The sequence below is a fragment of the Armatimonadota bacterium genome, assembly GCA_025059775.1.
GTDB lineage: Bacteria > Sysuimicrobiota > Sysuimicrobiia > Sysuimicrobiales > Sysuimicrobiaceae > Sysuimicrobium.
Window position 1 is genome coordinate 58,828 of record JANXCW010000006.1, and the last position, 22,073, is coordinate 80,900.

Below are 22,073 nucleotides of genomic sequence, written 5' to 3' on the forward strand. Positions count from 1 at the left end.
CCTACGCCCGGTTCCACAGCGCCAGCAGATACGGCTTGTGCACCTCGAAGGCCTCCGCCTGCCGCTCCACCACCGTCTCCGCTTCCCGCGTGGTCATCCCCTCCGTCTCCTGCACGAAGGCTGCCACCCGGCCAAAGTACAGGGGAACCAGGGCTTCCAGGAGTTCACCGGCCTTCATCCGGTGGAAGGCCACGGCAAAGGCATAGCAGATCCGCGCCCAGAGGGGATCCGGGAGTTCCGAAACCTCCATGCGGGAGGCCAGCGTCGCGAACTCCTCCGGTCCCAGCACCTCCCGCCACATCTCCCCGAAGCGGGAGAACCCGCTCCGGAATCCTTCCACGAGGGCTGCGCGGTTCACGGGAACCGGCTCGGGCTCTACCTCCACGGGTTCGCCTACCAGAGGGGCAGGCACACTGCCCACGATCCGCCGCCACCGATCCGTGTACGTCTCCATCAGGTTGAAGAGGGTTCCCACCACCTGGCGGAACATGGGACCGAGGTGCGCGGCCGGATCCCGGGGATCGTGCAATTTTACGCCAAGATGCGCCTGGACCACCCGGTAGCCTCCGTTGAGGGCGGTGGTGGTCATCCAGATGTCCACCCCGAACCGCGCCACGTCCCCCTCCCAAACGGGTGCCTGCAGCGCCCGTGCCGCGAATTCTCCGGAGAAGGCGAAGTCTCCACCGATGGGCTGGCGTACGCGCACACCGTACAGGGCCCTCGTCATAGGGTAGGCTAGGTGGTTGGTGATGGTGCCGTCGTACTTGTGCCGCACGTAGTACGGCGCCACGTACTCCGCCTCGCCCCGGACCACGGGCGCAAGCAGCCGCTCCATCCACCACGGTGCGATGGACCGAAGGTCCGCATCCAGGGTGGCGCAGGCCCGGGCGCCCAGAAGGCGGGCAGCCTCGAAAACGGCCCGCACCGCGCTCCCCTTTCCCGGGGGACCCTCGTACGGCGTGGTGAGCACCGCGACGCCCTCCGGAACCCGGGCGCTCAAAGCCAGCTGCGGGGTGCCATCCGTGGATCCTCCGTCGACGTTGAGGATCACGATGCGAAGACCCGGGAACGACCCTCGGGCGCCCTCCGCGGCTGCTTCCACCACGTAGCGGATGGTGGAGGCGTTGTGGTGGCTGGGAATGCCGATGAGGAGGTCCGCTTGCCCGACGCGCAGGAGTTCGCCCCGGGCCATTTCCGAAAGCGCTCGGCTCATTCCCCTACCCTCCACCACGCGCCCCCTGTATTGGGCCGGACGGTTTCCACCGCCACCTGGTCGATGCCCTCCCGGTGCAGGGCCGTGATCACGATGTCCCGGGCAAGGGGGGCGAGGTTGTTGACCTCGCTGAGGTGCACGAGGACCACCCGCTGAGGTTTTCCCGTGTGGAGCCGCACGCTCAGGCGCGCGGCCGCGTCGTTGCTCAGGTGGCCCCGGGGGCTCATGAGCCGCCGTTTCACCGCGGCGGGGTATGGACTTACCCCCAGCAGCCGCGGGTCGTAGTTCGCCTCCAGGAGCACCAGGTCCGCGCCCATGGCCCGCTCCACGAAGGCCTCATCGGCCCTGCCTAGGTCCGTAGCGATCACCACCCGCCTTCCCTCCCCCTCGATGACGAAAGCCACGGGATCCGCGGCGTCGTGCGAGACGGGGACCGCCTCCACCAGCAGCTCCCCGATCCGGAAAGGCCGTAGGTTCTCGAACCGTTCGTGTCCTGCCCGCAAGTCAGGGCAGGCCCGCAGGGTTCGCTCGTTCGCAAGGACCACGGTTCCCATAGCCCGGGCCACGGACGCGGCGCCCCGGGTATGATCGTCGTGCTCGTGGGTGAGGAGAACCGCGTCCAGCCGTGCGGGGGCGATCCCGAACCGTGCCAGCCACCGGCGGATGGCCCGGGCGGGAAGTCCCGCGTCCACCAGTACCCGCGTGGATCCCCCCTCCACCAGCACCGCGTTTGCTGTGCTGCCGCTTGCCAGGACATACACCCGCATTCGACCTACCTCCCTGCCGCCGCGGGGTGCAGGAGTCGATCCAGCAGCGGCTGCATCCTCTCGTGGAAGACGCGATCCCAGGTAAAGCGCTCGAGGATCCTCCGACGCAGTGCACTCTGCGGGTTCTGGGCGAGGTCCCTGAGGATTTCCCGGGCGATCTCCTCCGGCGAGTCCTGGGGAGGGAAGAACCGCACGTGAGGGCCTGCCACCTCCTGCAGGGCCGGAATCGCGGTGCAGAAGACCGGCACACGCATCAGTCCCGCCTCCGCCACCGGGAGCCCGAACCCTTCCTGGACGCTCGTGAGGAGCACCGCATCCGCCATCAGGTAGAGGTCGCCAACCATGCGGGCAGTACACCGCACCCCAAGTTCTGCAAGGAACACGCAGTGCGCCCTCAGGCCGAGTGTGTCCCGCAGCGCAGCCAGCTCCCCGAGGTAGCTCCGGTTGGCGGCGGTGTGGGCTCCGGGAGGTCCCGTGACTACCAGGAGCGGAGCAGCGCCCGCATCCCGGATGGCCGCGGTGATGCGCACCGCGAGTTCCAGGTTCTTGCGCCGGGTGACCCGTACGGGCGTGAGGAGGACGGGGAACCGATCCGGGATCCGCAGCCGCTCCAGGAGCGTCCGGGTCCGTGGCTGTAGGGGATGCAAGGACTCCAGGGAAACCCCCGGTGGGATCACCGGTACCTTCTCGGGCTCCACCCCGAGGACTCGGATCAGGAGATCCCGCACCGCCTCGCTGACGGCCACATAGGTGATCTCCGGCCGCGGCGTCCGCAGTAGGCTCCAGGGGTATTCCGGCCGCATCCGAGAGGCCACCGCAGGATCCGCCCAGCTGAGGTCGTGAGTCCACGCCACCATCCGAGCCCACGGGAAGCGGTCCAGGAGACGGTGCAGGGCCGCGGTGAGGGGGAGGTTTTTATCTAGGGTGAACACGTTGTGCACGAGAAGGAGGCAGTTCTGAACGTACGCGGTAAGGTCCTGCACGATCCGGTCCCGCACCCGCTCAAAGGGCCGCGGATCTCCCCGCTCCATGGCCCGGTGTGCGGCCTGAATCTCGGGGTGGCGGCCGTAGAGGAGCGGCAACAGGGTATGCCCTTCCTCCTTTCCCCCCCGACCCGTGAGGATCCGGACCCGGTACCCCGCGGCCCGGAGCAAGCGGGCTTGCTCCGCGAGCACGCCTTCCACTCCGCCCACCACCGGCGGGGCCGTGTAATGGAGGAGGACGATCTCCATCCCGGATAGAATTCCACCCCCTGGGGGCAAAATCCCCCGGACTTGCTGAGATCTGCTACAATGAGGGCTAGGCGGGCGGGTGTAGCTCAGGGGTAGAGCGTCGGCCCCCCAAGCCGAAGGCCGCGGGTTCGAATCCCGTCGCCCGCTCCAGGCAGGCCTTTCGAGGGCTCCGGATGCTGTCGCCGTCGGGTGGAATTCTTGATTGGATTGGTTTAGAATCGTCCCGGTGACCCGTCGCGGAGCCGTGGATGCTGGATCAGTACGGACGCCCCATCCAGGATCTGAGGATCTCCCTCACGGACCGCTGTAACCTTCGCTGTGTGTACTGCATGCCGGAGGAAGGGATCCCGTTCCTCCCCCGGGAAGGCCTGATGCGGGTAGACGAGATCCTCACCCTCACCCGCATCGCGGCGGAGCTGGGAGTGGTCAAGGTCCGGCTCACGGGCGGGGAGCCTACGGTGCGACCGGATCTTCTGGACATCGTACGGGGGATTGCGGAGATCCCGGGCATCCGGGACGTGGCCATGACCACGAACGGCGTGCGGCTGCGCAGCCTCGCGGGGCCTCTAGCCCGCGCGGGGCTCCGGAGGGTGAACGTGAGCCTGGATACCCTCAACCCCCAGACCTTCGCCCGCATCACCCGGGGAGGGCGACTCCGGGACGTCCTGGAAGGCATCCGGGCCGCGGAGGAGGCGGGGCTCCACCCCATCAAGGTGAACACGGTGGTGGTGCGATCCTTCAACGACGAGGAGGTCACAGACCTCGCCGCGCTCACCCTGAACCACGCATGGGAGGTCCGGTTCATCGAGGTCATGCCCTTCGGGGAGGTGGCAGATCTGGCCCTGGCGGGGGTTGTGCCCAGCGAGGAGACCATGGCCCGCATCGAGGCCGCCTTCGGACCGCTCGAACCCCTGGACCTGTCTGGGGAAGATCCGGCCCGCACCTACCGAATTCCCGGCGCGGCAGGAACCCTCGGGTTCATCAGTCCCGTAAGCCAACCCTTCTGCAGCAAGTGCGGACGGCTGCGGCTCACGCCGGACGGCAAGCTGCGGCTCTGTCTTTTACGGGACGACGAGGTGGATCTGCTGACTCCCCTGCGCCGCGGCGCCACGTACGAGGAGCTGCGGGAGATCTTCCGGGCCGCCGCCTACCGCCGTCCCTTCGGCCACGCCCTGGCGGAGCGCATGTACCCCCAGCAGCGGGTCATGACCCAGATCGGGGGCTGAGCTCAGGCATCCTCCGGATCCACCCACTCCTCCTCCGGAGGCTCGAAAACGTGCCCGCAGCGAGGACACCGCACCTGCTCGCCTTCTTCTGTGGGGGTCGTACGGAGGATGGGTGCGCCGCAGTGGGGGCAGGGGATGCGCACCAAGCTAGTCGTCCTGCTCCAGGTTCTTCTCCAGCTTGCGCTTCACCCGCTGGAGGGCGTTGTCGATGGACTTCACATGCCGCCGCAGTTCCGCGGCCATCTCCTGATAGGACTTGCCCTCCAGGTACGCGGTGAGGACCTGATGCTCCAGCTCGCTGAGGTTACGCCGGATCCTGTCCCGCATCCGGGCGGAGGTCTCCCGATTGATGACCAGCTCCTCAGGGTCCGCCACCTTCATGCCGCTGATCACGTCGAGGAGCGTGCGATCCGAGTCCTCGTCGTAGATGGGCTTGTTGAGGGAGATGTAGGAGTTGAGCGGGATGTGCTTCTGGCGGGTTGCGGTTTTGATGGCGGTGATGATCTGGCGGGTGATGCACAGTTCCGCAAAAGCCCGGAAAGAGCTGAGCTTGTCGCGCCGAAAATCCCGGATGGCCTTGTAAAGCCCAATCATCCCTTCCTGGATGATATCTTCCCGGTCAGCCCCTACCAGGAAGTAGGCCTTGGCCTTCACGCGGACGAAGTTCCGGTACTTGTTGATCAGGTATTCTGAAGCCCGATCATCCCCCCGTTTCGCCGCCTCCACCAGATCCTCATCGAGCATCTCCGTATAGCAGGATGAAGTGGCTTCCTTTCGGGCAACCGCCACACGCGCCTCCACGGATTCGGACTGCTCGAGCGATTGGCTTCGGGCCGCTGTCATTATAGGGAGCCTCGATGGGAAGGGTCAAGGTGAACGCGGCGCCCGGGCGAGGGATCGGACGCCCATCTTCACCGTAGCCGGGATGGGGCGGTAGAAGGAGCGGGCCACCACCTCCCGCCGCACCACCCTGCCCCCTTCCCGCACGACGCGCCAGGTGGTGGCTCGGAAGCCAGGTCTCGGCGGCAGGACCTTCACCACGCCCTCCGGAAGCTCCGGATCCGCCCGCACTACCCATCCCTCGGGCGGGGGAAGGCGCACCACATCCGTAACGAGGATCTCGACCTGCCGATCGGGGGGCCTGCGGCCGTAAAACCGAACTCGCAGCTCCCCGTTCCGCACCTCCGCCCAAAGTAGGAGCGGCGGGTCGTCGTTCCGGAAGACCAGGTCCACCGATCCGTAGACCACGGTGGCATCCCGGCCGATGGGGAGGTACCCCACGGGAATGCTGTGGTTGGTGCGGCTGAGGATGGTGAGCCCTGCCAGGAGGGCCGCGTTGAAGAGGGTGCTGGATACTTGGCAGACGCCGCCACCGTCCCCGGGGACGAACTCGTCGTTGAGGATCACCGGCGCGGGCCGGAAGCTCCGGGCCGGGGTGCGGGGCCCTACGACCGCATTGAAGGAGAAGACCTCTCCGGTACGCAGCAGGCGGCCCCGAAGCAGCCGCGCGGTGAGGAGGATGTTGTGGGTGCGATCCGGGTCTGGGGTGATCCGGGTGCGGAACTCCGCCACCACCTCCCGGATCCCCAAAGCCGCGGCTCCCTCCGTGGTCAGACGCGGCCGGATCACCCGAAGCGGAAGATCCACCACATCCCGGCCCTCGACCACCGCCCGGACCAACCGTTGCCGCGCCGCGGCCTCGTCCAGGGCAACGCCATCTTGGCTGGGGAGGATCCGAACCCCCTGGTCATCCACCCAGAACCGGGCGTCCCGGGGGGATCTGTAGACCGCGCGCGCGGCTTCGCGGAGGAAGGCTTCCAGCCGTTCTGGCTGCCTCCGGATCGGGATTCGGAGCACCACGGGCCTGCGCCACAACCGCCAGCGAGCCTGCATCCGGTCCATGAGGCTGCCGGTGCGCCCCACGGCGTACGCTTCCCGCAGTACAGAGGCAAGGTCGGGGGTGAACCCGAGCTCCTGCGGAGTCCGCCGCCACATCCAGATCTGCCCCGGAGGGGAGACACGCACGGAGAGGGGACGGCGGAACCGGGCGTCCGTCCGGTTCCGCAGCAGCATCCTCGCCTCTCCCACGGCCTTCCCGCCCACGGGCACGTCTTGCACCCACACACCGGGAAGGATGCGGCCCGCGAACTGAAGTTCCTGCGCCGCGTAGGCCACGGGGATGGCCCCCGTGACCGCGAGCAGGATCACGGCACCCCACCGCGCCCGCACCGCCCGCTCACCCTCTGGCGTTTTCCCCCCGGCAGGGGGCCTGCGGGAGCGCCCCGGCACGCCGCAGGCTCCGGACCACTTCGTAGAGCAGGATGCCCGCAGCCACCGAAGCGTTCAAGGAGGAGACCCTGCCATACATGGGGATGCACACCAGCCGGTCGCACCGCTCCCGCACGAGCCGGCTCACGCCCGTGCCCTCCCCTCCGACCACCAGGGCAATGGGTGGACGCAGATCCACCTGGTCGTAGGGATCCCCTTCCAGGTGGGCGGCCACTACGGAGATTCCCCAGTCTTTACACGCCTCCACCGCCCGCGGGAGATTGGGGACCACGGCCACGGGGAGATATGCCACCGCGCCCGCAGAGGCCTTTGCCACCGCAGGGGTTAGGCCCACGGATCGGTGCTTGGGGATCACCGCACCATGCGCGCCCGCAGCTTCCGCGGTCCGGAGGATGGCCCCGAGGTTGCGGGGATCCTGAACGGAGTCCAGGAGGACGAGGAAGGCCTGGCCCTGCGCGCACGCCCGGTCCAAGAGGTCCTCGAGCGCCATGGGGGGCACGACGTGGGCGAAGGCTATGACTCCCTGGTGCGTGCCTGTCTGAGAGAGGGCGTCCAGGTGGCGGGGATCCACGAACTGCACAGGGATCCCGCGGGACCGGGCTTCCGCCACGATACGGGCCACGCTCCCGCTGAGGCGGGCGGTACGGGAGATCTGGATCTTCCGGAGCGGCTTTCCCGCCCGCAGGGCCTCCAGAACCGGATTCCGCCCTTCCAGCTGTACAGCCGCCTTGCCAGCCGACATCACTCCTCCGCGCGATCCCGGAGTCGCCAGCGGCTTCCGCCCGGGAAGTCCTCCACCACCACCCCGATCTCCGCGAGGCGCTGGCGGATCCGGTCTGCCACGGCGAAATCGCGCCGCTCCCTGGCCCGCTGCCGGACCTCCAGGATACGCTCCAGCACCTCCTCCGCACCCCCTTCCCCATCCACGTCCCGCAGGACCTCCTCCTCCGAGAGGAGCCGTCGCAGATCCTCCCCGAGCCGTTCCAGGGAAACCCGGCCTGCAAGCCGCAGGCCCAGTACGGAGGCAAGCTCCTGGAGCACGTCCCGTGCGTGCGACAGGGCGTCCGCGGCATCCTCGGGGATGCCCACTTCCGGGAGCCGCTTGCTCAGTCCGTCCGTGAGTCGGTTGATCTCCGCGGCGAGCGCATGGAGCTCCGCGATGGCCCGAGGGGTATCGAAATCGTCGTCCAGGGCCGCGCGGAAAGCCTCCCGCGCCCGATCCGCCCGCTCCCGAAGGATCACGGCCGCGGGGGAATCCCGACCGCTCGGCCGCGTACGCCGCAGGACGACCTCCACGGCCTCAAGCGCATTGCGCAGCCGCAGGGCCCCGCGGTCCGCGGCTTCCACCGCTTGCTCCTTCCACGTGAGGGGGCTGCGGTAGTGGCTGCTCAGGAAGAACAGGCGCAGCCCGTCCGGGGTGTAGCGCCGCAGGGCCTCCTCGATGGTGACCACATTGCCCAGGTGGCGGGTCATCTTCTCCTCGCTCTCCCCCGGGCGCAGGAGGGCATTGTGGAGCCAGTACCGCACGAAGGGCCTGCGGCCCGTATAGGCCTCGCTCTGGGCGATCTCGTTCTCATGATGGGGGAAGATGACGTCCTCTCCGCCACCGTGGATGTCGATCTGGGGCCCCAGGTGCTCTAGCACCATCGCGGAGCACTCGATGTGCCATCCGGGCAGTCCCTCTCCCCACGGGCTCGACCAGGAGGGCTCCCCGGGTTTCGCGCGGGTCCAGAGGGCGAAGTCCATGGGATGCTCCTTCCGGGGATCCACCGCCACCCGGGCACCCGCCAGCATCTCCTCGAGCCGCCGGCCCGAGAGCCTGCCATACTCCGGAAAGGCCCGGACCCGGTAGTACACGTCCCCGTCCACCACATACGCGAAGCCCCTCTCCAGCAGGCCCTGGATGATCTCCAGGATCCTCGGGATGGTCTGGGTGGCGCGGGGGTAGTGGTGGGCCCGAAGCACGTTGAGCCGGTCCATCTCCCGGTGGAACCGCACGATGTACTCCTCCGCGATCTCCCCGACGGTCCGTCCCTCCTCTCGGGCCCGGGCGATGATACGATCCTCCACATCCGTGAAGTTCTGGACGTGGCGCACGCGGTATCCAGACCACTCCAGGTGCCGGCGTACTACGTCGAAGAAGACGTAGCTGAGGGCATGTCCCACGTGTGCGGGACCGTAGAGGTTCACCCCGCAGACGTACATGCGCACCTCCGGAGGGTCCATCGGCTTAAACCGCTCCTTGCGGCGGGTCATGGTGTTGGTCACGTGCAAGGCCACGGTTCCCTCCTCCGCGGTCAGAGTGGCTCCAGCAGTACCACCGCGAAAGCCTGGATCCCTTCTCCCTGCCCCACCGCCCCCAGTCCCTCCGCGGTGGTGACCTGAATTCCCACGTCCTCCACCGCTAGGTCGAGCGCCTCCGCTAGGTGGGCACGCATGCGGGCCACGTACGGCCGGAGCCGGGGGGCCTCCGCCATGATCACCGTAGAGACCTGGGCCACCCGGTAGTCCCGCGCCTCCACCCACTCCCGAACCTCCTGCAGCAGGTCCAGGCTGCGGGCGTCTCGGTACCGCTCGTCTCCCGGGGGAAAGTGGGTGCCGATGTCCGGAAGACCCAAAGCTCCTAGGACCGCGTCCATGATGGCGTGCACGAGCACGTCCCCGTCGCTCCACCCCGCCAGCCCCCGCTCGGAGGGGATCTCCACCCCTCCGAGCACGAGCCGGCGTCCGGCTTCCAGGGGATGTATGTCCACCCCGATCCCTATCCGAATCCCTCGTGCCACCGAAGCAACGCCTCCGCCACCCACAGGTCCTCCCGCGTGGTGATCTTCAGGTTTCGGACGCTGCCCGGAACCACGCGGACCGGATACCCGAGGCGCTCCACCAGCACCGCGTCGTCCGTCCCGTAGAATCCTTCCTGCCGGGCCCGGGCGTGGGCGGCCCGCAGGAGCTCTGCCCGAAAGCCCTGGGGCGTCTGCACGGTCCAGATCTCCGTGCGGTCCACGGTCTGCTCCACGAGCCCTCCCCGCACGCGTTTGAGGGTGTCGTGTACGGGGAGAGCCGGTACCGCGGCCCCGTACTCCGCCGCGGCCCAGATCACCCGCTCGATGAGCGCTTCCTCCACAAGCGGCCTTGCCCCGTCGTGCACCAGCACCACCTCGGTGTCCCGCAGCGCCTCCAGGCCCCGGTGGACGGAATCCTGGCGTTGCGCGCCCCCCGCCACCACCGTGTGTACCTTGGAGAGGCCGCACCGCTGGATCCACGTGCGCATGGCCTCCAAGCCTCCCTCCGGAGCTACCACCACCACCTCCGTCACACATGGACAGCGCTGGAAGGGAAGCACGGCCCGGACCGCGAGGGGAAGACCTGCCAGCATCACCAGGGGCTTCGGCTCCTCCATTCCCAGGCGGTTCCCCCGACCTGCGGCGGCGATGATGGCTCCCACGCGCACCGCCCCTCCCCTACCCCGTACTCCGCCGCAGGTCCTCCTCCTGCTTGGGACGGGCGAAGATCATGCGGCCCGCGGAGGTCTGGAGCACGCTGGTGACCACCACCTCGGAGGTCGTACCGATCCACCGCTTGCCCCCCTCCACGACGATCATGGTTCCGTCCTCCAGGTACCCCACGCCCTGCCCCGGTTCCCTTCCTTCCCGCACCAGGTGCACCGTGAGCTCCTCCCCGGGCAGCACCACGGGCCGCAGGGCGTTGCTGAGATCGTTCACGTTCAGCACCCGCACCCCCTGCAGTTCCGCGATCCTGCCCAGGTTGAAGTCCGTGGTCACGATTCCAGCCCGGTGGGCCTTCGCGAGTCGCACAAGCCGCTCGTCCACCTCCCCCGGACCCTCATCCTCCACCACCTGGACCGCCTGCAGCTCCGCCTGGAGCCGCCCCAGGATCTCCAGACCTCGCCGGCCCCGGTTCCGGCGCAGGGGATCCGGGGAGTCCGCGATGGCCTGCAGCTCCCGCAGTACGGAGCGAGGCACGAGAATGGGTCCCTCCAGGAACCCCGCGCGCACCACGTCCGCGATGCGGCCATCAATGATGGCGCTGGTATCGAGGATCTTGGCGGTCCCCCGGCGCCTCGTGGACCGCTCCCACAGGGTGATGAGCTCTTCCCGCCGCAGCTGCGCGAAGTGCCACCCGAGATACCCGAGCACCAGAAGGGCCGCCAACCGCAGGTATCCTCCAATCACGGGGATTCCGGAGAGCAGATACCCGATGGGGGTGGCGAGCAGCAGCCCCGCACTCAGGCCCACCAACCCCACCGTCAACTCCCGCACGGGCATGCGGTGGAGCCAGGCGAGCACCCCGGTCATGGCCCGGACGAACCGCCGCCACAGGGGCTGGGCCACGGCGGCCCCCACCGCGGCACCCACCACCCCTCCCAGCAGCTGGACGCCGAACCGATGCCAGCCGTTCCAACCGGCTCCCACCAGGGGGAGGAGGGCCTGCACGGCCTGGAAGCCCACCGCGGCCCCCAGCAGGGCTCCCCCGGTCCGGGTAATGCGTGCCACTACCTCCACCGATGCCATGTTCCAAGCCAGTATAGTGTTCCACGAACGGGAGGTGCCACGGGGGAGGGCTAGAGGAGTCCCAGGGCCTCCTCCACGGTCCCCACGGTCACAACCTCGATGCCGGGATCCCCCCCGGTCACGGAGCCCGCGCGGGGCACCACCATACGCCGGAACCCCAGCTTCGCCGCCTCCAGGAGGCGACGGCCAAGCTGCGGAATTCCTCGGATCTCGCCGCCGAGTCCCACCTCGCCGCAGAAAACGGTGTGCGGGTCCAGAGGTCGGTCCCGGTAGGAGGAGGCCACGGCCAGCAGCACTCCGAGGTCCACCGCGGGTTCCTCCACGCGGACGCCGCCCGCGGCGTTCACGTACACGTCGCACCCCCCGAGGTGAAACCCCGCTCGCTTCTCCAGCACCGCCAACAACAGGAGCAGTCGATTGTGGTCGAGCCCTGAGGTCGCCCGGCGAGGAGTGCCGAACACCGTGGAACTCACGAGGGCTTGCACCTCCACGAGGAGCGGCCGGGTTCCCTCCAGCACGCACACCACCGCGGTTCCCGCCGCGTCCGGCGGTCGGTCTCCGAGAAAGACGGTGGAGGGATTGGGGACCTCCCGCAGTCCCTCCGGGTGCATCTCGAAGACCCCGATCTCGTTGGTGGAGCCGAACCGGTTCTTCTGTGCCCGCAGAATGCGGTATGCCTGGTGCCGTTCGCCCTCGAAGTACAGCACCGTATCCACCGTGTGCTCCAGCACCCGGGGGCCCGCGAGGGTTCCCTCCTTCGTGACGTGCCCTATCAGCAGTACTGCAATTCCCTCCGTCTTCGCGAGCTGCAACAGGGCCGCGGCGCACTCCCGTACCTGCCCCACGCTCCCCGGAGCGCTTCCCAGTTCCCGCCGGTAGACGGTCTGGATGCTGTCCACCACCAGGAGCGCGGGCCGGAGGCGGCGGGCTACCTCCAGCACCGTTTCCAACTCCGTCTCCGCCAGCAGCAGGATCCCCCGCGAGTCCGCTCCGATGCGGTCCGCGCGCATCTTCGTCTGCTGCACGGATTCCTCGCCCGAGACGTACAGCACCGTGCGACCGTGCACGGCCAGCCGCTGCGCCATCATGAGCGCCAAGGTGCTCTTCCCGATTCCGGGATCCCCCCCGACCAACACCAAGGAGCCGGGCACAATCCCGCCTCCTAGCACCCGGTCCAGCTCCCCGATCCCCGTCACGAGCCGGGTCTCCGGGAGCGGCCGAACGTCCGGGAGTGCGATGGGCTCCGCGGCGCGCGCCGCCCATGGGCGGCGCGGCAAGTCCGGCTCCTCCACCAGGGTGCCCCACCCCTCACACCCGGGGCACCGGCCCAGCCACTTCCCGGAGGCAAACCCGCAGGCCTGGCAGACGTACCGGACTCCCACATCCGACTCCTTTGCGAACATTTGTTTGCAACCATGCTACCATCGGGGGGTCGCCGGGATCAACCGCTTGGGGTACGCCAGGGCAAACGGTACGGAGGCGGCGCGTTCCTGCACGGGGGCAGAGCCCCCCTCGCGGGCCGGGGTGGCGGGAAGGTGGTGGGAGGTGCTCCGATGCGGATACCTACGGGAGCTCCTCCAGGTTGAAGGCCCGGTGCAGGGCCCGTACGGCCCGGGGGACGCTCGCGGCGTCAATCACGCAGGAGATCTTGATCTCGGAGGTACTGATCATCTGGATGTTGATCTGCTCCGCCGCGAGCGCTCCGAACATGGTGGCCGCCACCCCGGGGTTGCTGACCATTCCCGCTCCCACCACGGATACCTTGGCCACGCCCTCCTCCCCCTCCACCCGCGTGGCGCCCAGTTCCCGGGCTACCTGCTCCGCGGCTTCCAGGGCGGTTCGGGCATCCTGGCGGCTCACGGTGAAGGAGATATCCGCCCGCCCCCCCCGGCTTGCGGTCTGCACGATCATGTCTACGTTGATGTGGGCCTCCGCCAGCACGCTGAAGAGCCGGTGTGCTACCCCGGGGACATCCGGCAGGTCCTGGACTGTGATCTTGCACACGTTGAGGTCATGGGTGACCGCATTCACCACCCGCACGGGTTCCATGGCTTCCTCCCCGATGAGGGTCCCTTCTTCCTCCTCAAAGGTGCTCCGCACGTGCAGCCGCACCCGGTGGAGCTTCGCGTACTCCGCGGCCCGGGTCTGGAGCACCACCGCGCCGCTGCTGGCCATCTCCAGCATCTCGTCGTAGGTCAAGTACCGCAGCTTGCAGGCCTCTGGCACGAGACGTGGGTCCGCGGTGTAGACCCCGGATACATCCGTGTAGATTTCGCACACATCGGCCCCCAAGGCCGCCGCGATGGCCACCGCGGTGGTGTCCGACCCTCCTCGGCCCAGGGTGGTGAGTTCCCCCGAAGCCGTCACGCCCTGGAAGCCCGCCACCACCGGGATACGGCCCCGACTCAGCTCGTCCAGCAGCCGTCCGCGCTCCACCTCCAGGATCCGGGCCCGGGTGTGCACGGGCTCCGTGAGGATGCGCACCTGCCAGCCCAGCAGCGAGGTGGCCGCCTCCCCCTCCGCGTGCAGGGCCATGGCCAGCAGCGCCACGGAGATCTGCTCGCCCACTGCCAGGAGCATATCGAGCTCCCGGGGCGCGGGGCGCTCCGCCATCTCGTGGGCCCGTGCCAGCAGCTCGTCGGTAGTGTCTCCCGGCGCGGACACCACCACCACCACCTGATTCCCTGCCCGCCGGGTGCGGACGATCCGGCGTGCCACGTGTCGCATGCGTTCCGGAGTCGCCACGGAGGTCCCGCCGTACTTCTGGACGATGAGAGCCACCTCTTCCTCCGTCACCCGATGACCCGAAGTAGGGGGCTGCTGCCCCGGACCACCTCCATGGTGTGCAGACGCGCCAGCACCGCCCGCAGGGCCCGCTCCGGGGCGGGGTGCGTTCGCAGCAGCACGTCTGCCTCCTCCCCGCGGCTCTGCTGTACGATGGAGTGCAGGCTCACCTGCTCCTCGCCGAAGACGGCCGCGATGCGGGCGAACACCCCGGGCCGATCCACCACCCGCAGCACCAGGCACGCGCTGGTAACCTGCTCCCCCCTCGGGACCACGGGCTTGTCGTAGAAGCAGGTGCATGGCACGCGGCCGTGGGCCCTCATCCGCCGGTTCCGGGCCACGGCTACGAGGTCCGAGAGCACCGCGGACGCCGTGGGGTCTCCACCAGCCCCTCGACCTGCCAACAACAGCTCTCCCGCCGCCTCCGCCCGCAGCCACACCCCGTTGAACTCGTACCGCACGGAAGCCAGGGGATGTCCGGAGGGCAGGAGGGCAGGGTAGACGGCGGCCTCGATGCGCCCCTCGCGGTCGCGGGCGTGCGCGATGAGCTTCAGGGCGTAGCCCAGCTGTCGGGTGTACGCCACTTCCCGCTGGGTAATGGTGGAGATCCCTTCACAGTGCACGTCGCTGCGCACCACCCGGCTGTTGAAGGCCGCGGAGGCCAGGATGGCGAGCTTTGCCGCGGCGTCGTGTCCCTCGATATCCTCCGTGGGGTCGCTCTCCGCAAATCCCAACCGCTGGGCTTCGCTGAGGGCTTCCGCGAAACTCAATCCCTCCTCCCCCATGCGGGTGAGGATGTAGTTCGTGGTGCCGTTGAGGATGCCCACGATCTCCGTGACACGGTCGCCCGCCAGGGATTCCTTGATGGTGCGCACGATGGGGATGCCCCCTCCCACGCTGCCCTCGAAGAGGAGGTCCACCCCGCTCGCCTCCGCGGCCTCCATGAGCTCCCGACCCCGGTTCGCCAGGAGCTGCTTGTTGGCGGTGACCACGGATTTCCCCAAACGCAGGGCCTCCAGCACGTAGCTACAGGCGGGCTCGATTCCCCCGATGAGCTCCACCACCACATCCGCCTCTGGGTCCCGCACCACCGACCAGGCATCATCCGTCAGCAGATCCCGCTCGATGGAGACCGGACGCGGCCGGTCCAGATGCGCCACCGCCACCCGGCGAAGCATGAGCGGCATGCCGGCCCGCCGCGCCAGGTCCGCCCCCGCGGTCTGCAGGTTTCGGACCACGGCGCTTCCTACATTCCCCAGACCCAGTAACCCGATGCGCAGCATCTTGGGAGATTGTACCGGTTCTCCGCAAGATCCGTGATCCACAGGGTTCATCAACCACGGGCTTCGGAACCCGCCTGCTCCAGGAGGGAGGCCACGGCCTCCACCGTGGGCTCGATGGGGACCGGCCTCGGAGATCGTTCCGCGGCCTCCGGGTCCTTTAGCCCGTGCCCCGTGAGCACCGCTACCACCACGCTCCCCGGCCGCAGAATCCCCTCCCGGGCCGCCCGCAGGAGTCCTGCCACGGCCGCTGCGGAGGCGGGCTCCACGAAGAGGCCTTCCTCCGCGGCCAGCCATCGCTGGGCCTGAAGGATCTCCTCATCGCTGACCGCGGCAAGACGTCCTCCGGACTCCCGCACCGCTCCCAGGGCTCCCTGCCAGGAGGCGGGGTTCCCGATGCGGATGGCGCTTGCCACGGTCCTGGGACGCTCCACGGGATGCCCCAGGACGAGGGGCGCGGCCCCCTCCGCCTGAAATCCCCACATGGCGGGCCTCGGTTCTACCCGAGCCTCACAGAACCCACGCCAGTAGGCGGTGATGTTGCCCGCATTGCCCACGGGGAGGGCCACGATGTCCGGCGGCCCTCCCAGCGCCTGGAGGATCTCGAAGGCCGCGGTCTTCTGTCCCTCCAGGCGGTGGGGGTTGATGGAGTTCACCACCGCGAGCGGCAGCTTCTCCGCACAGGCCCGTACGAGCCGTAACGCCACGTCAAATCCGCCCGGGAGGAGGGCGACCCGGGCTCCGTGCATCCGGGCTTGCGCCAGCTTCCCGCCCGCCACCGCGCCTTTCGGAAGCAGCACCACGCACCGCACCCCCGCCCGGGCCGCATACGCGGCCGCGCTCGCCGCGGTGTTCCCCGTGGAGGCACAGATGACCCCTCGCGCCCCCGCCTCCACGGCTTTGGCCACCGCCACCACCATACCTCGGTCCTTGAAGGAACCGGTGGGGTTCGCGCCTTCCCACTTGAAGTACAGTTCGACGCGGAGCGCGGGACCAATGGCGGTGGAGGGGATGAGGGGAGTGTTGCCCTCCAGGAGGGTGAGGGGGGGAGTCCGGTCCGTGATGGGGAGCCGATCTCGAAAGGCCACGAGGATCCCTGGCCAAGACCTCATGGGGAAGCGGGATACGATCCCAGAACGATCGCCCACCGGCAGTGCTCCTCCAGACGCTGCAGGGCCCGCTGCACCCGCGGATCGTCCACATGTCCCTCGAAGTCCACGTAGAAAACGTACTCCCACACCGCCCCCCGGGCTGGCCGGGACTCCAGCTTCGTGAGATTCAATTCCTCCCCCGCGAGCGCTCCCAGGGCCCGGTAGAGGGCTCCAGGCCGGTGCTCCGTGGCGAACACCACGGAGGTTTTGCTGGGATCCCGGCGAGGCGCGGGTTCTGGGGCGATGCTGAGGAAGCGGGTGGTGTTGAGGGGGTTGTTGTGGATATCCTCCGCGAGGACGCAAAGCCCGTACAGTTCCGCGGCCCTGCGGCTCGCGATGGCGGCCTCCTCTACCTCCCCCCGGGCGGCCACCAGCCGGGCGGAGCCCGCGGTATCGTAGGTGGGGATGGGCTCGACCCCTAATTTCCGCAGGAAGGCTTCGCACTGCGCCAGGGCCTGCGGGTGGCTGTAGACCCTGCGGATCCCCTCGAGGCGCGCACCGGGCACCCCCAGCAGGCAGTGCGCGATGCGGAGGGAAATCTCCCCCGTGATGACGAGCCGGTCGTGGAACTCCAGGAGGAGGTCGTAGGTCTCGTTGATGCTGCCCGCCTCCGAGTTCTCCACGGGCACGATCCCAGCCTCGCACGCCCCGCCTGCCACGCTCTCAAAGACCTCCTGCAGGGTACGGCGGGGTACGGTCTCGACCTGCCCGAAATGCCGAAGGGCCGCTTCCTCGCTGTAGGCGCCCGCTTCTCCCTGGAAGGCCACCCTTCGCATCTTACCTCCGCAGCTCCTGGGCCCGCCGGACGGCCCGCTGAACCGCCTCCACCACCGCACCCCGGACGCCCCGCTCCTCCAACGCACCCACCCCGGCCATGGTGGTCCCTCCGGGGGAGGTGACCCGTCGGCGCAGCTCCACGGGGTCTTCCCCCGTATCCCGGAGCATACAGGCGGCCCCGAATACGGTCTGAATCACGAGGTCCCGGGCGATCTGGGGATCCAACCCCGCCCGGATTCCGCCCTCGATGAGGCTCTCCACGAGGAAGAAGACGTACGCGGGACCGCTCCCGGAAAGCCCGGTAACCGCGTCCATGAGGTCCTCCGGCACTTCCACCACCTTCCCCACCGCGCCGAACAGCTCCCGGGTGAGGCGCGCCTCCTCCTCCCCCGCGCAGCGCCCTAGGGTAAAGGCCGTAACCCCCTGGCGGATGGCGGTGGGGGTGTTGGGCATGGTCCGCACCACGGGAACACCTGGAAAGGCGTGTTCCAGGGTCTGGAGGGTAAGACCGGTTACCACGGAGATCAGCACGTGACGGGGAGCTACGTACTCCGCCAGCTCCTGGAGGGCTTCTGGGGCATCCTTGGGCTTTACGGCCAGCACCAGCACATCTGCACGGGCACACAGCTCGGCGTGGGTCCGTGCCGTGCGGACCCCATAGCGGGCCGCCAGGGCATGCAGCCGTTCCCGGTTGGATCGGTTCGCCACCCAGACACGCTCCGGGGACACGCGCTCCGTACCCAACAGACCCACGAGGAGTGCCTCCGCCATGTTGCCGGCGCCCACAAACCCGAGGGTGTAGCGTTCCAGCATCCTCTGCCTCCTCAACAAAACGCGCCTCCGCCCTCAAGGGCGGAGGCGCCTCCGCGGTACCACCTTGGTTCCGAGACCACGTTCCGTCCCGGCCCTCTCCGCGCGGTATCGGGCGCGCCTCGACGGTCTTCTGGCCCCCTCAGGAGGACTTTTCTCGCCCGTGGCTCCGGGGCGGGTCAGGGGAACGGATTCCAACAGTACCTCCCAGCCATCAGGGCACTGCTCTCTGTTCGGCCCGGCTTCCCCCGTTTTCCCCTTCCTCGCCGAGTTTACGAACTCAGTAGCACGCTTCCGCATCACCCGTCAACGCGGTCAGGCGGAGGGGACCCCGAACCGCACCACCCGGGCCTCCCCCCACAGGCGCTCGAGCCGGTAGTACTTCCGCTCCTCGGGTCCGAAGATGTGCACCACCACGTCCCCGTAGTCCAGCAGCACCCAGCGGGCGTGCTCCGTGCCCTCCCGATGCCGCAGGCGCGCACCCGCGGCCCGCATGGCTTCCTCCACCGCCTCCGTGATGGCCCGGATCTGCACCGCGGTCTGGCCCGTGCAGATGACGAAGTAGTCCGCGACGAGGGTCTGCCCCCGCAGATCCAGTACCGCTACCGCCTCCGCCCTATGCTCCTCCGCCGCGTGCGCGGCAAGCAATGCGCGCTCCCGTGCGTCCAACCCGCCTATCCCCTCCTCTCGGTCCGGCTGTAGAGTCCGTGCTTGAGGATGTACTGCTCCACTCCCTCCGGTACCAGGTACCGGATGGTGCGGCCCTCCCGAACCCGCCTGCGGATCTCCGTGGAGGAGATGGCGAGGGCCGGGATCTCCAGGAGGTGAATCCGGTGCCGGTACTCCCGGGCGATGTCGCTGGACTGCCACACCTCCGTATCGATGCTATAGCCGGGCCTAGAGGCCCCGATGAACTCGCACATGCGCAGCAGCTCCTCGGTCCGATGCCACTCTCCCCGCAGGATCTGCCCGATGGCGTCCGCGCCTGTGATGTAGTACAGCTCGTCGTGCGGGTAACGGTGCCGGAAGGCCCGGACGGTATCCACCGTGTATGAGGGCCCGGGCCGATCGATCTCCTCCCGGGAGACGCAGAAGTGCGGGTGCGTGGCGGTGGCGAGGACCACCATGAGGTAGCGGTGTTCGGGGTCCGTCACCTCGGAGGGGTCCTTGTGGGGTGGGCAGCGGTTGGGGACAAAGATCACGAGATCCAGCCGGAGCTGGAACCGGGCCTCCTCCGCGGTCACCAAGTGCCCCAGATGGATGGGATCAAAGGTCCCCCCCATGATCCCGTACCGCGCCATCTACCCTCCTAGGACTGCCCTCTGCGGTCCCGGGGGAGCGTTCCCGCTGGAGGCCCCGGATTCCTCCTCCCTCCGGATCTTCCGGAGCTGGGCATACAGGGCCTGCAGCAGGAGCGGAATCCCCTCGCCCGTGAGGGCGGAGATGGGATAGGCGGGAATTCCCCGCTCCGCGAACGCCGCCCGGGCCTGCTCCAGCCGTCCCCGGGCCTCCGGGAGGTCGATTTTGTTCAGGGCCACCGCACACGGCCGCTCTTCGAGCCTGGAATCGTAGGCCCGCAGCTCCGCCCGCAGCACCTCGTAGGCGCCCAGGGGGTCCTCCGCGGCCAGGTCCAGGACGAACAGCAGGAGGCGGGTGCGCAAGACATGGCGGAGGAACTGATGGCCTAGTCCCGCCCCCCGATGCGCCCCCTTGATGAGACCGGGGAGATCCGCGGCCACGAAGCTGGCGCCCTCCCTGATCCGGACCACCCCCAGGTGGGGATGAAGGGTGGTGAAGGGGTAGTCCGCGATCTTGGGTCTGGCCGCGGAGATGCGGGCGAGGAGCGTGGACTTGCCCGCATTGGGGAAGCCCACAAACCCCACGTCCGCCAGGACCCGCAGCTCGAGGTCCAGCACCCGCTCCTCCCCCTTCTCCCCCGGCTCCGCGAACCGGGGTGCCCGACGGGTGGGGGTGACGAAACGGGCGTTGCCGCGCCCCCCGCGCCCCCCCCGGGCCACCACCACTTCCTGGCCGTGACGCACAAGGTCCGCGAGCACCTCGCCCGTGCGGGCATCGCGCACCACCGTCCCCGGGGGAACAGGGATGATAAGGTCTGGGGCAGACCTGCCGGTCCTGTTCCCTCCCTGCCCGTGCTCGCCCCGCTTTGCCCGGAAGACCCGGCGGTACCGGAAGTCCACCAGGGTGTGAAGGCCCTCATCCGCCCGCAGGATCACGTCCCCTCCCTTGCCCCCATCCCCCCCGTCGGGGCCACCCTTGGGCACGTACTTCTCCCGGCGGAAGCTCACGCAGCCCGCCCCGCCGTCTCCCGCCCTTACGAAAATGCGCGCCTGGTCGAGGAACATTTAGGATCCCCTTCCCCTGCAACGGGGAAAAGCACGCCAGACTTCCTCGGAAGCGAAAGGCCCGGGAATACCCCGGGCCTCCTCCAATCCCTGCAGGCCCCAGACCTCATGCGGGGGAAACGGGAAGAACGCTGATCTGGCGGCGGTCCCGACCTCTGGGTTCGAAGACCACCACCCCGTCCACGAGGGCAAACAGGGTATCATCCCGCCCGACGCCGACGTTCCGGCCGGGCCAGAACCGGGTTCCCCGCTGGCGCACGAGGATGCTCCCCGCGGTCACGTACTGCCCTGCGAACCGCTTCACACCCAGACGCTGTCCTGGGCTGTCGCGGCCGTTCCGGCTGCTCCCGCCCGCTTTCTTCTGCGCCATACTCCCTCACCTCCCACACTCGATGCGCTCGATGCGCACCGCGGTATACGGCTGACGGTGTCCGAGCCGACGGCGGTACCGGACCTTAGGCTTGAACTTGAACACGAGGATCTTGGGAAACCTGCCCTGCTCTACGATCCGGCCTACCACCCGGGCCCCCTCTACGAAGGGGATCCCCACCACCGTCTCCCCCTGGGAGACCAGCAGCACCCGGTCCAGAATCACTTCATCCCCTTCCCGTCCGCCCAGCTTCTCCAGGCGGACCACCTCCCCTTCACGGACCCGGATCTGCTTACCACCGGACTCGATCACCGCGTACACCGCGACGCCTCCTCACCTCGACCGGGCCGATTGTAGCAGGGGGGCCAGTTCCCTGCAACCGTCGGGGTCAGGCGGGGAGGGCGAGCACCGCGTCGCTTGGTCGGACCACCGGTCCGCCTCGCTCGTCCGTGCCCTCGAACACCAGGAGGGCAAAGTAATCCTCCACCAGCTTCTCCCGCGGTTCCCGGGAGGCGATGAACACCCCTACCCCGACCACCTCCGCCCGGAACTCCCGCATGAGGTCGTACATCCCCCGAACCGTCCCACCTCCCCGTAGGAAGTCGTCCACGAACAGGACCCGTTGGCCCTCCCGGATAGCCCGGAGGGGAAGACTCATCTGCTGGACCATTCGGGACGACCCGGAAAGGTAGTTCACGGTCACCGCGGGACCTTCCGTGACGCGACCCGCCCGTCGGATGGTCACGAGGGGGACGTTGAAGGCCCGGGCGGTCATGAAAGCCACGGGGATCCCCTTGACCTCCATGGTCAGGACCACATCGGGCCGACGATCGCCGAAGTACGTGGCGAACGCCTCCCCCACCTGTTCCACGATGGAGGGTGTGGAGAGGAGATCCGTGGTGTAGAGGAATCCGCCGGGCAGCAGGCGGTGCGGGGTACTCAGCTTGGCACTCAGCTCCTCTGCGACCACCCGGATGCGGCGCGGATCCCGTTCCGGAACGTAGCGCACGCCTCCCGCGGCTCCCGCCAGGGTCTCGATCCGACCTAGCCCAAACCGTTGAAAAGCCACCCGCAGGGCCGCGATGTCCTCACTGACGGTGGACTTCGCCACCCCCAGCAGCTGCATGAACACGTTCAAGGAGTGCACCTTGTAGGGCTCTGAGCGCAGCAGGTGCGCGACGTACAGCATGCGCTCTCCCCGGCGCAGGCGGGGGGAGCCCGCCGCGCGCTCCCGCACGGTGCCCATCGCCTGTCGGAACTCCGCTTCCCTGGGCATCTT

Annotated in this window: 23 protein-coding genes and 1 tRNA gene; 2 read left to right on the forward strand and 22 right to left on the reverse strand. The window is 68.7% G+C overall.

The genetic code is table 11. The features are described from left to right. Position 1 precedes the first annotated feature (1 nt). From N0A24_06005 to N0A24_06015, 3 genes are read right to left on the reverse strand one after another with little or no spacing between them, the layout of a single operon-like run. Entirely contained in the window at positions 2-1,213 is a 1,212-nt protein-coding gene (locus N0A24_06005) for a glycosyltransferase (protein ID MCS7172940.1), read from the reverse strand. Then, positions 1,210-1,980: an MBL fold metallo-hydrolase gene (locus N0A24_06010; protein MCS7172941.1), complete on the reverse strand. Its 771-nt coding sequence runs from the start codon at positions 1,978-1,980 to the stop codon at positions 1,210-1,212. The genes N0A24_06005 and N0A24_06010 overlap by 4 nt, the downstream gene beginning before the upstream one ends. 5 nt (positions 1,981-1,985) lie before the next feature. Continuing rightward, positions 1,986-3,212, reverse strand: coding sequence for a glycosyltransferase family 4 protein (locus tag N0A24_06015; GenBank protein MCS7172942.1), 1,227 nt, complete (start codon positions 3,210-3,212; stop codon positions 1,986-1,988). Positions 3,213-3,287: 75 nt separating this feature from the next. Here N0A24_06015 and N0A24_06020 point away from each other — a divergent pair. Together N0A24_06020 and moaA are read left to right on the forward strand one after the other, a co-directional pair. Continuing rightward, positions 3,288-3,362, forward strand: a tRNA-Gly gene (locus tag N0A24_06020). 98 nt (positions 3,363-3,460) lie between these two features. Beyond that, a complete protein-coding gene (gene moaA / locus N0A24_06025) occupies positions 3,461-4,438 on the forward strand; it encodes a GTP 3',8-cyclase MoaA (protein MCS7172943.1) in 978 nt (325 codons plus the stop codon). Positions 4,439-4,585: 147 nt separating this feature from the next. Here the strand turns inward: moaA and sigH are convergent, their stop codons facing one another. The 19 genes from sigH to purR all read right to left on the reverse strand — a co-directional run bounded on the left by sigH (position 4,586) and on the right by purR (position 22,070). Then, a complete protein-coding gene (sigH, locus tag N0A24_06030; GenBank protein MCS7172944.1) occupies positions 4,586-5,227 on the reverse strand; it encodes an RNA polymerase sporulation sigma factor SigH in 642 nt (213 codons plus the stop codon). A gap of 78 nt (positions 5,228-5,305) precedes the next feature. After that, positions 5,306-6,667 (reverse strand): VanW family protein, encoded by a 1,362-nt coding sequence (locus tag N0A24_06035; GenBank protein ID MCS7172945.1) that lies wholly within the window; start codon positions 6,665-6,667, stop codon positions 5,306-5,308. A 7-nt stretch (positions 6,668-6,674) separates the two neighbouring features. After that, a complete protein-coding gene (gene rlmB / locus N0A24_06040; protein MCS7172946.1) occupies positions 6,675-7,469 on the reverse strand; it encodes a 23S rRNA (guanosine(2251)-2'-O)-methyltransferase RlmB in 795 nt (264 codons plus the stop codon). Next, positions 7,469-9,007, reverse strand: a complete 1,539-nt coding sequence (cysS, locus tag N0A24_06045; GenBank protein MCS7172947.1) for a cysteine--tRNA ligase — start codon at positions 9,005-9,007, stop codon at positions 7,469-7,471. Before cysS ends, rlmB begins: the two co-directional genes overlap by 1 nt. Before the next feature lie 17 nt (positions 9,008-9,024). After that, positions 9,025-9,510: a 2-C-methyl-D-erythritol 2,4-cyclodiphosphate synthase gene (gene ispF, locus N0A24_06050; protein MCS7172948.1), complete on the reverse strand. Its 486-nt coding sequence runs from the start codon at positions 9,508-9,510 to the stop codon at positions 9,025-9,027. Continuing rightward, complete coding sequence (ispD, locus tag N0A24_06055) at positions 9,489-10,178, reverse strand: 2-C-methyl-D-erythritol 4-phosphate cytidylyltransferase (protein ID MCS7172949.1); 690 nt, start codon at positions 10,176-10,178, stop codon at positions 9,489-9,491. The genes ispF and ispD overlap by 22 nt, the downstream gene beginning before the upstream one ends. Positions 10,179-10,188: 10 nt before the next feature. Next, entirely contained in the window at positions 10,189-11,241 is a 1,053-nt protein-coding gene (locus N0A24_06060; protein ID MCS7172950.1) for a TRAM domain-containing protein, read from the reverse strand. A gap of 68 nt (positions 11,242-11,309) precedes the next feature. Next, a complete protein-coding gene (gene radA, locus N0A24_06065) occupies positions 11,310-12,662 on the reverse strand; it encodes a DNA repair protein RadA (GenBank protein MCS7172951.1) in 1,353 nt (450 codons plus the stop codon). Between the two features lie 160 nt (positions 12,663-12,822). After that, on the reverse strand, positions 12,823-14,040 hold the full coding sequence (locus N0A24_06070) for an aspartate kinase (GenBank protein ID MCS7172952.1): 1,218 nt from the start codon (positions 14,038-14,040) through the stop codon (positions 12,823-12,825). An 11-nt stretch (positions 14,041-14,051) separates the two neighbouring features. After that, positions 14,052-15,377 (reverse strand): homoserine dehydrogenase, encoded by a 1,326-nt coding sequence (locus N0A24_06075; GenBank protein MCS7172953.1) that lies wholly within the window; start codon positions 15,375-15,377, stop codon positions 14,052-14,054. Beyond that, entirely contained in the window at positions 15,377-16,435 is a 1,059-nt protein-coding gene (thrC, locus tag N0A24_06080; GenBank protein MCS7172954.1) for a threonine synthase, read from the reverse strand. The genes N0A24_06075 and thrC overlap by 1 nt, the downstream gene beginning before the upstream one ends. Further along, positions 16,432-17,250, reverse strand: coding sequence for a prephenate dehydratase (gene pheA / locus N0A24_06085; GenBank protein MCS7172955.1), 819 nt, complete (start codon positions 17,248-17,250; stop codon positions 16,432-16,434). Before pheA ends, thrC begins: the two co-directional genes overlap by 4 nt. Before the next feature lies 1 nt (position 17,251). After that, positions 17,252-18,064 carry a pyrroline-5-carboxylate reductase gene (gene proC, locus N0A24_06090; GenBank protein ID MCS7172956.1) on the reverse strand — a complete coding sequence of 271 codons (813 nt, stop codon included), beginning with the start codon at positions 18,062-18,064 and terminating at the stop codon, positions 17,252-17,254. A gap of 312 nt (positions 18,065-18,376) precedes the next feature. After that, a complete protein-coding gene (rsfS, locus tag N0A24_06095) occupies positions 18,377-18,730 on the reverse strand; it encodes a ribosome silencing factor (protein MCS7172957.1) in 354 nt (117 codons plus the stop codon). A gap of 5 nt (positions 18,731-18,735) precedes the next feature. Beyond that, positions 18,736-19,362 carry a nicotinate-nucleotide adenylyltransferase gene (nadD, locus tag N0A24_06100; GenBank protein ID MCS7172958.1) on the reverse strand — a complete coding sequence of 209 codons (627 nt, stop codon included), beginning with the start codon at positions 19,360-19,362 and terminating at the stop codon, positions 18,736-18,738. Next, positions 19,363-20,424 (reverse strand): GTPase ObgE, encoded by a 1,062-nt coding sequence (obgE, locus tag N0A24_06105; GenBank protein ID MCS7172959.1) that lies wholly within the window; start codon positions 20,422-20,424, stop codon positions 19,363-19,365. Between the two features lie 106 nt (positions 20,425-20,530). Continuing rightward, on the reverse strand, positions 20,531-20,794 hold the full coding sequence (gene rpmA, locus N0A24_06110; GenBank protein ID MCS7172960.1) for a 50S ribosomal protein L27: 264 nt from the start codon (positions 20,792-20,794) through the stop codon (positions 20,531-20,533). Positions 20,795-20,800: 6 nt separating this feature from the next. Beyond that, positions 20,801-21,115, reverse strand: coding sequence for a 50S ribosomal protein L21 (gene rplU, locus N0A24_06115; protein ID MCS7172961.1), 315 nt, complete (start codon positions 21,113-21,115; stop codon positions 20,801-20,803). A 67-nt stretch (positions 21,116-21,182) separates the two neighbouring features. Then, positions 21,183-22,070 (reverse strand): pur operon repressor, encoded by an 888-nt coding sequence (gene purR / locus N0A24_06120; GenBank protein MCS7172962.1) that lies wholly within the window; start codon positions 22,068-22,070, stop codon positions 21,183-21,185. Between the last annotated feature and the right edge of the window lie 3 nt (positions 22,071-22,073).